At 63.9% G+C, this 13,539-nt stretch carries 13 protein-coding genes; 7 read left to right on the top strand and 6 right to left on the bottom strand.

Annotation, left to right across the window (positions count from 1 at the left end):
* Nucleotides 1–19 precede the first annotated feature (19 nt).
* The gene (locus tag MOK15_RS08720; protein WP_242931249.1) at nt 20–1,306 is read right to left on the bottom strand and encodes an ATP-binding protein; all 1,287 of its coding nucleotides are present in this window, start codon (nt 1,304–1,306) and stop codon (nt 20–22) included.
* A gap of 202 nt (nt 1,307–1,508) precedes the next feature.
* Between MOK15_RS08720 and MOK15_RS08715 the strand changes: the two genes are divergently transcribed.
* The 5 genes from MOK15_RS08715 (at nt 1,509) to MOK15_RS08695 (ending at nt 5,337) form a co-directional block, all read left to right on the top strand.
* Entirely contained in the window at nt 1,509–1,847 is a 339-nt protein-coding gene (locus MOK15_RS08715; RefSeq protein WP_242932693.1) for a hypothetical protein, read from the top strand.
* 122 nt (nt 1,848–1,969) lie between these two features.
* A complete protein-coding gene (locus MOK15_RS08710) occupies nt 1,970–3,142 on the top strand; it encodes a glycosyltransferase (protein WP_242931248.1) in 1,173 nt (390 codons plus the stop codon).
* A 40-nt stretch (nt 3,143–3,182) separates the two neighbouring features.
* The gene (locus MOK15_RS08705; protein ID WP_242931247.1) at nt 3,183–3,491 is read left to right on the top strand and encodes an HPr-rel-A system PqqD family peptide chaperone; all 309 of its coding nucleotides are present in this window, start codon (nt 3,183–3,185) and stop codon (nt 3,489–3,491) included.
* Complete coding sequence (locus MOK15_RS08700; protein ID WP_242931246.1) at nt 3,488–4,351, top strand: HprK-related kinase A; 864 nt, start codon at nt 3,488–3,490, stop codon at nt 4,349–4,351. Before MOK15_RS08705 ends, MOK15_RS08700 begins: the two co-directional genes overlap by 4 nt.
* Nucleotides 4,348–5,337 (top strand): nucleotidyltransferase family protein, encoded by a 990-nt coding sequence (locus MOK15_RS08695; protein WP_242931245.1) that lies wholly within the window; start codon nt 4,348–4,350, stop codon nt 5,335–5,337. Before MOK15_RS08700 ends, MOK15_RS08695 begins: the two co-directional genes overlap by 4 nt.
* A gap of 6 nt (nt 5,338–5,343) precedes the next feature.
* Here the strand turns inward: MOK15_RS08695 and MOK15_RS08690 are convergent, their stop codons facing one another.
* Nucleotides 5,344–5,937: a TetR/AcrR family transcriptional regulator gene (locus tag MOK15_RS08690; RefSeq protein ID WP_242931244.1), complete on the bottom strand. Its 594-nt coding sequence runs from the start codon at nt 5,935–5,937 to the stop codon at nt 5,344–5,346.
* A gap of 71 nt (nt 5,938–6,008) precedes the next feature.
* Here MOK15_RS08690 and bdcA point away from each other — a divergent pair, with 71 nt between their 5' ends.
* Complete coding sequence (gene bdcA, locus MOK15_RS08685) at nt 6,009–6,722, top strand: SDR family oxidoreductase (RefSeq protein ID WP_242931243.1); 714 nt, start codon at nt 6,009–6,011, stop codon at nt 6,720–6,722.
* Nucleotides 6,723–6,825: 103 nt separating this feature from the next.
* On the opposite strand, the gene MOK15_RS08680 is transcribed toward bdcA, so the two are convergent.
* The 3 genes from MOK15_RS08680 to MOK15_RS08670 all read right to left on the bottom strand — a co-directional run bounded on the left by MOK15_RS08680 (nt 6,826) and on the right by MOK15_RS08670 (nt 11,047).
* Nucleotides 6,826–8,178 (bottom strand): amidohydrolase, encoded by a 1,353-nt coding sequence (locus MOK15_RS08680; protein WP_242931242.1) that lies wholly within the window; start codon nt 8,176–8,178, stop codon nt 6,826–6,828.
* Between the two features lie 102 nt (nt 8,179–8,280).
* Nucleotides 8,281–9,288: a DUF2279 domain-containing protein gene (locus MOK15_RS08675; RefSeq protein ID WP_242931241.1), complete on the bottom strand. Its 1,008-nt coding sequence runs from the start codon at nt 9,286–9,288 to the stop codon at nt 8,281–8,283.
* A 235-nt stretch (nt 9,289–9,523) separates the two neighbouring features.
* Nucleotides 9,524–11,047, bottom strand: coding sequence for a peptidase S10 (locus MOK15_RS08670; RefSeq protein ID WP_242931240.1), 1,524 nt, complete (start codon nt 11,045–11,047; stop codon nt 9,524–9,526).
* Between the two features lie 444 nt (nt 11,048–11,491).
* Between MOK15_RS08670 and MOK15_RS08665 the strand changes: the two genes are divergently transcribed.
* A complete protein-coding gene (locus tag MOK15_RS08665; RefSeq protein WP_347567221.1) occupies nt 11,492–12,475 on the top strand; it encodes a fatty acid desaturase family protein in 984 nt (327 codons plus the stop codon).
* A 79-nt stretch (nt 12,476–12,554) separates the two neighbouring features.
* On the opposite strand, the gene MOK15_RS08660 is transcribed toward MOK15_RS08665, so the two are convergent.
* Complete coding sequence (locus MOK15_RS08660) at nt 12,555–13,046, bottom strand: hypothetical protein (protein WP_242931238.1); 492 nt, start codon at nt 13,044–13,046, stop codon at nt 12,555–12,557.
* Nucleotides 13,047–13,539: the final 493 nt, after the last annotated feature.

The following is a 13,539-nucleotide window of genomic DNA, read 5'->3' as shown; positions in this document are numbered from 1 at the left end:
TGACAATCAGGTTTCATTTTCATGACACCGTGTCCGAAAGTGCCGAAGGACGCCTTTTCTCGTCGATTTTTCCTTGGTTTTCTTCGACCGGCGGAGGCAGCAGCACGGTGATGGTCGTCCCTTTGCCCACGGTGCTGGCGATGTCGAATCGGCCGCGATGCCGCTCCACGATATGCTTGACGATGGCGAGGCCCAGGCCCGTGCCGCCCATCGCCCGGCTGCGCCCCGAATCCACACGGTAGAAGCGCTCGGTCAGGCGGGGGAGGTGATCGGGGCCGATGCCTTCGCCTTCGTCGGCGACGATCAGCCGGGTCATGTTGCTCGGTCCTTCGTTCAGCGTGACGCGAATCGGCGTGCCGGGGCGGCCATATTTGACCGAATTGCCGATGAGGTTGTGGAGCAGTTGCGACAATTGGGCGCGATCGCCCTGCACCACGGGCAGCTTTGGCGCTATCTCCATCTCCACTTCGCGCCCGCGTTCGCCATGGCTGGCGCGGAAGACGCCGACGACTTCCGCCGCCAGTTCGGACAGGTCGACCACGGCGTCGGGTACGCGATATTTTTCCGCCTCGATTCGCGACAGCGAGATGAGATCGTCGATCAGCCGCTGCATCCGGCGGGCTTCGCCGTCCATGATCTTGAGGAAGCGCTGGCGCGTTTCGACATCCTTGCCCATTTCCGGGTCGGCCAGCGTCTCGATAAAGCCCAATATGCCCGCCAGCGGCGTGCGCAGTTCGTGGCTGGCATTGGCGACGAAATCCACGCGCATCCGTTCGGCCGCATGGGTGCCGCTATGGTCGACCAGATGGACCAGCCGGCGCATGTCCTTCACCGCCCCAACGGGTGCAACCCGCATCTGCCAGCGCTGGTCGCGCGTGCCCAGCCCCACCAGTTCGATCATGATCGGTTCGGCGAGCGGGGCCATGCTGGCCAGCCGTTCGGCGGCGGCCGGGTGGCGGATGGCGATGCGCGCATCCTCCCCCTCGATATGCGCGCCCAGCAGGCGTTGGGCGGCACGGTTGGCGCGCACGATCCGGCCTTTCTCCACCAGCATCAGCGGATCGGAAATTCCCTCCAGCAGGCTGGCGAAATCGGGATGGGCGATCAGGTCGGGCTGGTCCAGCATCACAGTCGAGGCAGCGGGTCGAACGCCGGTGTCCGCCGATGCGATGAGGAGCACGAGGATGCCCGCCACCACCGGCAGGGCGATACTGATCGGATGCGCGCCCAGCATCAGGGCGCCGCCCGTGCCCAGCAACAGCATGGCGAGGGAGGCGGTGATTTGCGAAATGCTCAGTCGATTCATAGTTACCGTGCTGGATTTGTCGCGCATTTGCTGCGATGTCTTGCTGCAATAGCGTGCAATCTTTACGCTTTGGCAAGCGCGAGATGCGAAACGGGAAAAGATGAGCGAAGCGACGCCTGACAAGGATGGCATCACGCCACAGCACGCGCTGGCGTCGGAAGGTCCGGCGGACCAGGCGCTTGCCTCGCGTCGTCAGTTGCTGATGGGCGGCGCGGTCGCCGCGTCGGCGATCGTTTCCATCCGCCCCGCGCTTGCCAATACGGCCGCTTCGGTGCTCAATTGCACCATATCGGTGCCGGACCAGGGACGGGCGGGCAATTATATCGCGCCCAATGGTCAGGTCGTACCTGCCGGCACGCCCGGCGCTTTCCCCGGCACCGGACGCAGCTTCACCGGCGAACAGGTGAAGCAGGCGATCCGGGGGCGTCCACTGCCGGGCACCAGCTACGATCAGAACCAGGCCTATCTGAACTATATCCGTCGCCTGCAGCAGGGGACGAGCGGCTTCACCTGCTACGCTTCTTTGCAGATGCCGCGCTGATCCGGCCTTTTTCCGCGACCATTTCTCCGAACCGCCAGCGCAACGATTAGAACCGGATACGGCTTGTCCGTGTTGATGCCGTCGAACCTGACAGGGGTTGTTTCAGCGGCGGACGTGGTAGCATGTATCTTTATTTCGGGCCTTCGACGCCTGGTCTTTCCATAGCGGTCTATCTGTATCAGCCAGGTGACGGGGGGCTGGATCGCGTCGCCATCCTGCTGGCCAACCACCTCCTGCGTCGGGGTGTCGCGGTCGAATTGTGGATGGCGCGCAGGGAAGGGGCCAATGCGCATCTGATCGATCCCGGCCTGACCGTCCGGCGTGTGCCCGCGCCGCGCGGACAGCGGCGGCTTGCCATGATCGGGCAATTCCCGGCGCTTGCCGCCATGGTCCGCCGGCATCGCCCGGACATTCTCTATTCGGCGGGCAACCAGAGCAACATGCTGGCCGCGCTCGCCTGCCTCGGCACCCGCACGCGATCGGTTGCACGCATCTCCAATCCGATCGTCCGTCCGGCCGCGCATGGTCTGAATGCCTGGGCGCGGCTCAGGCGCTTTCGCGCGATCACCCGGCTCAGCGCCCTCACGATCGTGATGGGCGAGCATGACCGCGCCTTGCTGACCGGCGTCACCAAAGGACGGGGCGATGTCCGCCTCTTGCCCCGTCCCACGGTGACGCCGGTCATGGCGCATATAGGCGCCGCGCGCTGTCCGCGCGATCCGGGCGCGCCTTTCCGCCTGCTGATGGTCGGTCGCCTTGCGCCGCAGAAGGATCAGGCGACGGCGCTTGCCGCGCTGGCGCGGCTGCCGCATCTCGACTGGCGGTTGACGATCGCGGGGCAGGGGCCGTTGCTCGCGGCGTTGCAGCGGCAGGCGCACGACCTTGGCATCGCCGACCGGATCGATTTTGTGGGCTATGTCGGCGATCCCGATCGGATCGCGGCGTTGATGGGCGAAACGGACCTGCTGCTCCAGCCGTCGCGCTGGGAAGGGCTGTGCGCGACGCTGATCGAGGCGCTGGCCTGCGGCGCGGGTGTCGTCGCGACCGACAGCACGCCCAATATTCGTCCCCTATTGGCGGCCGCGGGTCAGCATCCGGTCGTGCCGGTAGGTGACGTTACGGCCTTCGCCTGCGCCATCGAGCGGGCGCTTGTCTGTCCCGCATCGCCCGCCCTGCTGGAATCGGCGGTGCGCGACCATGGCGTTACGACCGCGCTCGACGCCTATCTGCGCGCCTTCGCATCGCTCGTGCGGCAACCGGAACGCTGGCCGCTGCCATCGCCCGCTTTTCGCTGAGGCGTTAGGCACTTGGCTACTCTCCCGCGCTAAGAGGGGGATGAGCAGCAGGAGTGCGGTGGTGGAAGGAACGGGCTATTATCGTCTGGATGGGCGTGACGCGGTGCGCGTCTGCGTGCTCGACGATCTGGTGCTGCTCTATCATCCGCATTCGGGCCAGACCCATATGGTCATCAGCCCGGTGCCCGAAATCCTCGATCATCTGATCGATGGCCAGCGCGTCAGCGTCGCGGATGTGCATGACCGGCTGGCCCATGCCTACGACCTTGGCCCGCGCGAGGCGGCGTTGCCCGAAATCGCGGCGCATCTCGATGCGCTGGTGGCGCTTGGCCTGGTACGCCCGGCATGAAGCATGAACTGACCCTGCGCATCGGTCCGGCGACTTTCCGCATCGGATCGTCCTGGGCCGCGCCGGTTGACCAGCTTGCACGGCTCTATGCCGCCTATCCGCAGGCGAGCGGGACGATCGCCGACTTCACCGTCCGGCTCCAGCCGACCAGTCTTGCGCGTCGCTGGGTGCGGCCCTCCATCTTCATCACCGGCGACCATGGCCTGGCCGACGCCGCGCCGATGAGCCTCGCCCATGGCCTTCTGGCGGCGGAAATGGGGATGAATTTGCAGATGGCGCTCGGCTGGCGGCGGCATTTGCTGCTTCATGCGTCGAGCGTCGAGAAGGACGGGCGCGTATTGGTGATGACCGGCGAGTCCGGGTCGGGCAAGTCAACGCTGGCCGCGTTACTGGGAGAACGTGGCTGGCGGCTGATGGGCGACGAATTCGCGCTGCTGGATCTGGATAGCGGGGCGATCCTGCCTTTCCCGCGCCTCGTCTCGCTCAAGAACAAGGCGATCGATGTGGTGGCGGCTGAGGTCGGCGACGTCCGCATGGGACCGCTGCTGCGCGATACGGCCAAGGGCGATATCCGCCACATGATCCCGCGTGGCGATGCCGTCGCCCGCATGGACGACGGGGCGATGCCGCGCCTGCTGCTCTTCCCGCGCTTCGGCCATGATGCCGATGTGCGGGCGGTGGGGCAGGGCGAAATCTTCATGCGGCTGACCCAGGCCTCGACCAACTATGTCGCGCTGGGGGAGCCGGGGTTTGCCGCGCTCGCGCGCTTCGTGCAGGCGGTGCCGGCACGGGCGATCGACTTCCCTTCGGGTGAGGCGGCGTTCGAAATGGTCGAGCGGCTGTGGGAAGAACTGGCATGAGCGCGGCGCTGCTGGTCCGCGCGCTGCGCGATCCCGCGTCGGTTGCGAGGTTGAGCGCGGAAAGCTGGAACGGCCTGATCGCTGTCGCCCGCGCCGAGCGGTTGATCGGCACCCTCGCCCATCGGCTGAAGGGCATCATGGTGCCGCCGTCCGTCGCGCCGATCCTGGCCGATGCCCGGCTCGACACGATGCGGGAGGCGCGGCAGGCGCTCTGGGAAGCGGATCGCTGCGTCGAGGCGCTGCGAGGCACCGGTGTGCGGACCATCCTGCTCAAGGGGACGGCCTATGCCGCTGCGGAGCTGCGCGCGGGGCAGGGGCGCTTCATCGGCGACCTCGACATTCTGGTGCCGCGCGCCGCGATGCCGATGGTGGAGAAAGCCCTGATGACGGCGGGCTGGGAATGGGTGAAGCCTGATCCCTATGACGACGCCTATTATCGCCAGTGGATGCATGAACTGCCGCCGATGATCCATCGGACGCGCGACCGGATGATCGACGTGCATCATACAGTACTGCCGCTGACCGCGCGCCAGACGCCCGACGCGGCCGCGATGATCGCCGATGCCGTCGAGATAACCGATGGATTATATATGCTTTCGGCTGAAGACCGGATCGTCCATGCGGCGGCGCATATGCTGGCAGACGGCGATCTCCAGGGCGGCTTGCGCAACCTGTGGGATATATATTGCCTGCTGCCTGATGCCGATCCGGTGGTGCTGGAGGTGCGCGCGGCGCATCATGGCTTGCTGCCGCATGTTCGTCAGGCGCGGCGGCTCGCCGCATCGCTTTATGGGGAGGGCGCGCGGCTGACCCTGTGGGATCGCCTGATCCGCGCCCGGCTGCTCGCCCGCAATGGCTGGGGGCAGGAGACGCGCAAGCCGCTGGTCTTCGCCTTTTATATCCGTTCACACTGGCTGCGTATGCCGCCGCACATGCTGGCCCGGCACCTCTGGACCAAATGGCGCAAGGGGCATCGGCCCCAATAAAGAAAATCAGTCCCCTGCCAGCATCGCTTCGATCGCCAGGCCAGCCATGTCGGCGACCGCGACCAGCTGGTCGGCGCTTTTGCCTCCGCGTGCGTCGGCGGACATGCCCGACATGATCGCCGTCATATAGTCGGTGACGACTTCTGCCTGCCGGGGATGGGTCGGGCGCAGGAAGTCGCGCACGCGCTCCGCACTCATCTTCTTCCAGTGGCAGGCGTGGGTCGCGGCCTGCGGATCGGTGCCGCGCGCGCCTTCCAGCACCAGGCATCCCGGCGCCTGCGGATCGGCGGCATAGATGCGTGCGGCTTCGTGCAGCAAGGCGGTCAGCGCTGCCGCCGGTTCGGCGCCCGGTGCCAGCAAAGCGTCGACTGGCAACCCGGCGCGCGCATAGCGGCCCAGCACCTCGTCGAACAATTCCGCCTTGTTGCCGAAGGCGGCATAGAGGCTGGGCGGATTGATGCCCATCGCCTCGGCCAGTGCGGCGACGCCGACGCCCTCATAGCCCTGCGCATGGAATAATGCCTGCGCGCGATCGAGCGCCTCTTCCCGATCGAATGCGCGAGGGCGGCCGCGGCCTTTCAAATTTTCTTTATCGACCACTATGAAATTCCTTGAACGCCTCTTTCGTCATTTTATATAGCGATCGTTACAAATATCTCAAGGAGTGCGATATGACCGACTTTACCTCCAAGAAAGCCCTTGTTTTGGGCGGCAGCCGTGGCATCGGCGCTGCCATCGTCCGCCGCCTCGCTGCCGACGGCGCGCAGCTTTCCTTCACCTATGCCGGGTCGCACGACGCCGCCCAGGCGCTGGCCAGCGATACCGGCGCCACGCCGCTCCGCTCCGACGCAGCCGACAGGCAGGCGGTGGTGGATGTGGTTGCGGCGCAGGGACCGCTCGACATCCTGATCGTCAATGCCGGAGCCGCACTGCTGGGCGATCCGTTGACGCTCGATCCCGATGCGATCGATCGGATGATCGACATCAATATCCGTGCGCCCTATCACGCTGCGGTCGAGGCTGCGCGGCAGATGCGCGACGGCGGCCGGATCATCGTGATCGGATCGGTCAATGGCGACCGTATGCCGTTTGAGGGCGGGGCGGCCTATGCCCTCACCAAATCGGCGCTGCAGGGCATGGCCCGTGGTTTGGCGCGTGATTTCGGCGCGCGCGGCATCACCGTCAACATCATCCAGCCCGGCCCGACCGACACGGACATGAACCCCGCCGATGGCCCGATGGCGGGCATGATGCACGGCTTCATGGCGATCAAGCGCCACGCGACGGGTGAGGAGATCGCCGGGCTTGCCGCCTATCTGGCAGGGCCGGAAGCGGGCATCATCACCGGCGCCATGCACACGATCGACGGCGGCTTCGGCGCGTAAAGCTGCCGATTCCGGCATAGCGAGCAGAGCGAAGCAATCCATGCTTGTCTTGATGGATGGCTTCGCTCTGCTCGCTATAACGATTTGATGCAGTGGCGCGTCCTCAATCCTTCTTCAATATATCCAGCGCTAGCACGGTCATCGCCTCACTGGCCGTCGCGATCACCTGGTCGGCCTGTGGCGCCCAGAAGGGGCTGTGGAGCGAGGGGAGGGTGAGTTGTCCGGCCTGCGCCTGCGCCATCTTGTCCGCCGGCACGCCGCCGACCCAGAAGATGAAGCTGTGGATCGACTTGTCCGCGCGATAGAAGCGGCCGAAATCCTCGCCGCCCATCACTGCCGGGGTCTTGACCACGCGGCCCGCCGGGAAATGCGTTTTCAGCAGGCCCGCCATCTGCTCGGCGAACTCCGGGGGATTATAGGTGGAGGGGGTGAATTCATCCTGCACCGTCACCACCGGCATCTTGTCGTCCGGCACGCCCGCCGCGATCGCTTCGCCACGTGAAATGCGCTTGATCCCCTCGATCAGCCGGGCGCGCGTTTCGTCGGAATAGCTGCGGACGGTCAGAAGCAGCTTCGCCTGGTCGGGGATGATATTATGCTTGGCGCCGCCCTGAAAGCTGCCGACGGTGACGACGGCGGGGTCCTGCGGCTCCTGCTCGCGGCTGACCAGGGTCTGGAGTGTGGTGACGATGCGCGCGCCCAGCACGATCGGGTCCTTCGTCGTCTGCGGATAGGCGCCATGGCCGCCCACGCCCTTCACCAATATGTCGATGCTGTCGACATTGGCGAGCGCATAGCCCGGCGTATAGCCGATGACCCCGGCCTCCAGATTGGCGGCGTCGTGGAAGGCGATGGCGTGGGTCGGGCGGGGGAAGCGGGTGTAGAGGCCGTCCTCCAGCATGTCGCGCGCGCCCTTGCCCACTTCCTCGGCGGGCTGGAGGATCATGACCAGCGTGCCTTTCCACTGATCCTTGCGTCCGGCGAGCAGTTTCGCCGTCTCGATGAAGGCGGTCATGTGGGTGTCATGGCCGCAGGCGTGCATCACGCCGGTTTCGACGCCTTCAGGCGTCTTGGTGCGGACCTTCGACGCGAAGTCGAGACCGGTCTGCTCGATCACCGGCAGGCCGTCCATGTCGGCGCGGATCAGCAGCACAGGGCCGGTGCCGTTCTTCATCACCGCGACGACGCCGGTGCCGCCGACCTTCTCGGTCACGTCGAACTTCAGCGCCTTCAGCCGCTTGGCGAGCTTGGCGGCGGTGTTCACTTCCTGCAGCGACAGTTCCGGATTGGCGTGCAGGTCGCGGTAGAGCGTCATCAGCCCGTCCATATCCTTGGCCACCGTCGCGCCGATCTCGCTCTGCGGCGGCGGAGCGGGGGGCGTGACGAAGTCGGTCTGGGCGACGGCGATGGACGAAAAGCTGACGGCGGCCAGAATGGCCGTGAGCGCGTGGCGCATATGTGTGAATCTCCCTTGCTGCGCCGGAGCATAGGGCGATTTCACGAACGTTAAAGGGGGATTGTAACGATGCCGGTCCCCGTCGAGGGACCGGCTTCACCGTCAATAATAATCATACACTCCGGTATAGGGAATCTGGAAATAATTGAGACTGCTGCCGATGGCGCGGCCCACTCGCGACCGGCTGTTCTTGAAGAACAGTTCCTTGATGTTCAGCGCCACGCCGAAGAAGATATCGCGCTTGGGTATGACCCCGGCGGCCCGGTCGGCATTGGAAAAATCCTTGCCGCGATAGCCGACCTGCAACTCCACGAAGCGCAGCGGGCTGGTCTTGAGTTTCTGGAAACCCGCCAGTTCCAGCGACAGCAGGAAATGCTGCTGCTCATAATGGCGCTTGCCCTTGAAGCTGTAGACATTCGAATTGGGCATCATCATCAGGCGGAAATCCAGCTTTTCCTCCAGCCCCGGCACCGTGTGCCGCAACACGGAGAAAGCCGCGCCAGCGGTGTTGAAGAGCACGTCCTGATAGGAAAAGCCGCTGTCGGTCTTATGCCCGTCCCACAATTCGCCGTAAAATTGCAGGCCAGTGGAAATGATCGCCGCGGGCAGGGCGGCCGCCGCCCGATCGCCCGTTTTGCGCCCGATGCGCGCGCCTATAAATTCGGCGAACAGATAGGCGTTAAAGGCGTGGGTGAGCTTGTCGATGCCCAGATTATTGGTGTTCCGCCCGAACCAGCCCTCATCCTTGGTGTGGAAGGAGGTGACGTCGTCGGTCCAATAAGCCTGGGTAGCCGTGATATAGGCGAACAATCCCAGCGTTTCCCATTTGGCGGCGCCGATGCGGCTGCCGAGCGAGCGGTAGCGTGACGGGTCGACGGCCGTCGGCGTATCTTCCGTATTTTCGGGAGGACCGGCGATCGCAGCCATGTCAGGGACGGAGGCGGCGGCGGGCGAAAGATCCGCCAGGTCGAACATGCCTGCCGATGACGTGGCGATCGCAGTGACCGGCAGGCCGGCATCGGCAGGCATGAAGGATGTCGTGGCGGCAGCGGGTTGCATGTCGGAGGCATACTCCGGCAGACCCACGCCCTCTTCGGCCAGTGCGGGCATGGCCAAGGCCAGCGCCCAAATCGAAACACAAGAATATACAGCACGCCGAATGGCGCGCACATTGGAGATGCCAGCTCCCATCTATTTAGCCCCCTTATATAAGACGGAGTGACGTTATGAGGCTATGATAACATGATTTTTCTATGTTTCAATGCAATGAAAGAGCAGTTCATCCGATACCAGCGCCTGCCGGTTGCGCACCACCGGGAAGGGCGGCGCGCAACCAACGTGCCCCTTACCGCGTCGTGATGAACGCCCTGATGTCCGCGCTCAGTTTGCGCAGGTCGTCGGGGCGGACATACATCATGTGGCCGGCGTCATAATAATGATACTGGATGCGCGACGTGTCGAAGCCGGTGCGGCTCATCGCATATTCCGCGCCGAAGAAGGGCGTGGCGAAATCATACCAGCCCTGGCCGACAAAGACCTTGAGGCCGCTATTCTCGCGCAGCGCCTTGCCCAGATAGGGGGCGACGCTGGTGTAAACTTCGCTCGCCCGTCCGCTCTTGCCGTCCAGCTTCCAGTCCCAGCCGCTGACGCCGCCGATCGTCACATATTGGCGGTCGGTCCTGTATTTCAGCTCGTCGCGCGCATAGCTGTTCATCGCGGCGGTATAGGCGCCGTCGATCGCGTAGAAGCTGGGGTCATTGTCCGGCTCTTCGCCTGCGCGGTCATAATCCTTGCCGGTATAGCGGGTGTCGAGGCGGCCGATGCTGACCCCCCGATCGCGCAGCAATTCCTTGTAGAAGCGGCCGGGCGACACGCGCAGGTCGGCATTGTCGATAAATTGCTCGGACAGGCCGGTCAGCCGCGCCAGTTCGGTGCGGATGGCGGCGCGTTCCTCGGCCGGTAGCTGGCTGCCCTTGAGCAGCGCGGCGGCATAGGGGCCGATCGCGAAGGCGCGCGCCTGCTGTGCGGCTTCGGCGACGGTCGCGGGCGGGTTGCCTATCTTGTGGTGATACCAGGCGGTCGTCGCCATCGACGGCAGGTTGATGATATAGGGCATTTCATTGCCCTGCACCTCGGCCGTGATGCCGAAGTCGAGGATGGTCGAGATCAGGATGATGCCGTTGACCGCGACATCATTATAGCTGCCTTCCAACTCGTTGATGAGCGCAACGGAACGGGTCGTGCCATAGCTTTCGCCGCCGATATATTTGGGCGAGGACCAGCGGCCATTTTCGCCCAGCCACAGGCGGATATATTCGGCGATCGACTTGGCGTCGGACGATACGCCCCAGTAATCCTTGGGTTCCTTCTTGCCGATGGTGTGGGAGAAGCCGGTGCCGACCGGATCGATGAAGACCAGGTCGGTGACGTCAAGCAGCGATTCGGGATTGTCGACCAGCGGATAGGGCGGCGCGCCGTCATCCTGCGCGTCGGGCAGCACCACGCGCCTGGGGCCGAAAGCGCCCATATGCAGCCAGAGCGACCCCGAACCCGGCCCGCCATTATAGAGGAAGGTGATCGGCCGGTTCTTGTCCCCGCCATCCTTGACATAGGAGGTGGCGTAGATCGCCGCGAGCGGCTTTCCGTCCTTGTCCTTCAAATAGGTTTCGCCGGTCGTGGCGGTGTAGCTGATCGCCTTGCCGCCGAACACGCCCTTATGCTTCGTCACGGAGACATTGGGGGCGGGGACGGGGCTTTCGCCAATCTCTTCCTTTCGGCTCTCGTCCTTCTTCTTGCCCGCATCCTGGGCGTGGGTGGCCATGGGCAGGATGGCCAGCGCCAGCGCGGCCAGCGAAATCGTCAAACGCATAAACATGCTCCCCGTTTTTGTGGCGCACTGGCTAGCGGAGAGGGGGCGGCACGGGAAGGGGGATTGGCCCACCCCGGACGCGACAGGGACGCGACAGTCCCGAAGTTCACACCGTTGTCGGCGCATATTGCCCGATTGGGCGGGATTTGCGCCTGGAAAGCGACAGGAAGGTGACACCGGCGCGTCACCATGGTCACACGAACGCGCCACCGATGCGTCAGTCGCGCGCCACGGACGCGACATCCACGCGCCTGCGAAGCGACAGGCGTGTCGTGGTGGGGTGCGGGGAGGGACAGGGAGCGCGCGCAGCTTGCATCCCGGAGGATAGATCAGGAAAAATCCTACATTGAAAGAAATTCCCCGTGCCAGGCGCGATGCTTGACGATGGCTGACACGATTCCTACGATCCGGGGCAGGCTGGCATATGAAGGGGAAATAGCGTCCATGGACGATAGCGCCACGGAACGTCCGCCCGGATATCGCTATTCGCGGCGCGACACATTTGCGTTGATCCGCCGGCTTTCGGTTGTGGACAATGCGCGCAACGCTTGGCTGCTGATGCTGCAATGGGCGATCATCGCGGCCGCCTGCGCCATCGCGATCCATGTCGATCGCGTTCCGGTTTATCTATTGGCCGGTGTCGTCATCGGATCGCGCATCCAGTGCCTGGCGGTCATGATGCATGAGGCCTGCCATGGGTTGTTGTTCAGCAATCGCCGCGTCAACGATCTGATCGGCGATCTTTTCGTCGCCTATCCCCTGGCCCTGAGCATCGACCTGTACCGGGTGGCCCATATGGTGCACCATCGCCATACCAATACGGTCCGCGACTATGATTATCGCGTCCAGCGGAAAGACCCGGACCAGCATTTCCCGAAAAGCGGCCGCCAGATGCTGGTGCTGTTCTTCCGCAGCCTGTTCGGGCTCAACTATTATCGCGTGGCGCGTGCGGCCAGGGTCTGGTCCCCGCTGGCCAATTTCCACAATCCCCGGCGCTTCGGCTTCGATTTCCGGCTCGCCTTGCGCATCCGCTATGTGGTCTGGGCGCTGCTGTTCTATGGCCTGATCCTGTGGTCGCCATGGCGCTGGCAGCTATTGGGCCTGTTCATGATCCCGCAGTTCATCTGGGCGAATGTCTTCAACCGTATCCGGGCGATGGCCGAGCATGTCGGCGTGGCCGACGAGCGGGAACTGAACGGTACGCGCACCGTCATCCCCACCCTGCTGGACCGGTTCCTGATCGCGCCGTTCAATGTCGGCTACCATCTGGAACATCATCTGTTCCCGTCGGTGCCCGGCGCCAATCTGCGCCGGTTGCACGGGCATCTGATGACCGATCCGGTCTATGCGGCGAACGCGCACATCACCTATGGCTATCGCGGTGTCATCAGGGAGTTGATGCCGCCGCCAGCCATCGATCCTGCCTGACACCGCCTGGCCGATTGCGATACGCGGTCCCATTGATCGGACCACTAGGTTCCGACCCGATCATTGCAAAGGGGCAGCGCTAAGGCGCTTTCGCAGGCATGACATGCAGCGCATAGATTGCCGCGCCGGTTTCCATGGTGCTGGCAACAATGCTGTAAAATTGTCCCTTCGCTTTTGCCGTTGCGAACTCGGACGGGTTCAACCCTGCGCCCGACTGCCAGGCGTTGCCGGTCCGAACAGCGTAGAAGGTTGCGGCCGTCCCCATATTGAGCGCGGGTTTGAAACCTAAAGCCGTCTGCATGGCAGCGACGATGCCAGGCACGCCCGATGTGGAGGTCAGGCCACAGGTTTGTCGCTGTTCGCCGGCACTTCGCGTGCTGGTAATGGCGAGTCTCAACAGGCCCTGATCGCTATCCTTGAGCCGCTGCGTCGCAGGATCGAAATCCTTGGGCGCCCCAACCGCACTGGTTTTCCATCCAGCCTGATCGGCTTGAACCAGGATCGCTTGTGTCGATTGATCCTGTGCTTCGCAAAACTTCTCGAAATCGACGACGATTGGAGGAACAGGCATGGCACTCGATGCCGCTGCCGCCAGAGTGAGCCAAAGCATATCGACCTCCGCACCGTAGAACCGGCAGACCTGAGCGGATCGATGCTATCGCTAAAAGCAACAGGAAGCAACGACAGCATCAACGTTGCGGAAGGAGGGTCTTTCGCAACATCGGCCATGGCAGGTTTCGGGCACAACAGCGTTCACAGGGAAAGGCATAAAGTGGTCGTTTCCAGTCTTCCTCCCCTGGCAGGGGAGGTGGCAGGGCGTAGCCCTGACGGTGGGGTGTTCCCGCTATCGATAGGGGGACACCCCTCCACCGCCTTCGGCGGTCCCCCTCCCCTTCCAAGGGAGGATTCCATGTCCACAAATGGTCGACAGTATCCCTTCATCCGTCATGCTGAACTTGTTTCAGCATCCATCGCGCCACCGCGTTCATTGGCTCAAGAGGAGAAATGGACCCTGAGCCGCAGGCCAGCGAAGCTAAACAAGTTCAGGGTGACGATGAAGGCTA

The organism is Sphingobium sp. BYY-5, assembly GCF_022758885.1.
GTDB lineage: Bacteria > Pseudomonadota > Alphaproteobacteria > Sphingomonadales > Sphingomonadaceae > Sphingobium.
The sequence above is the reverse complement of the archived record's forward strand: the minus strand, read 5'-3'. Positions and strand labels throughout refer to the sequence as shown.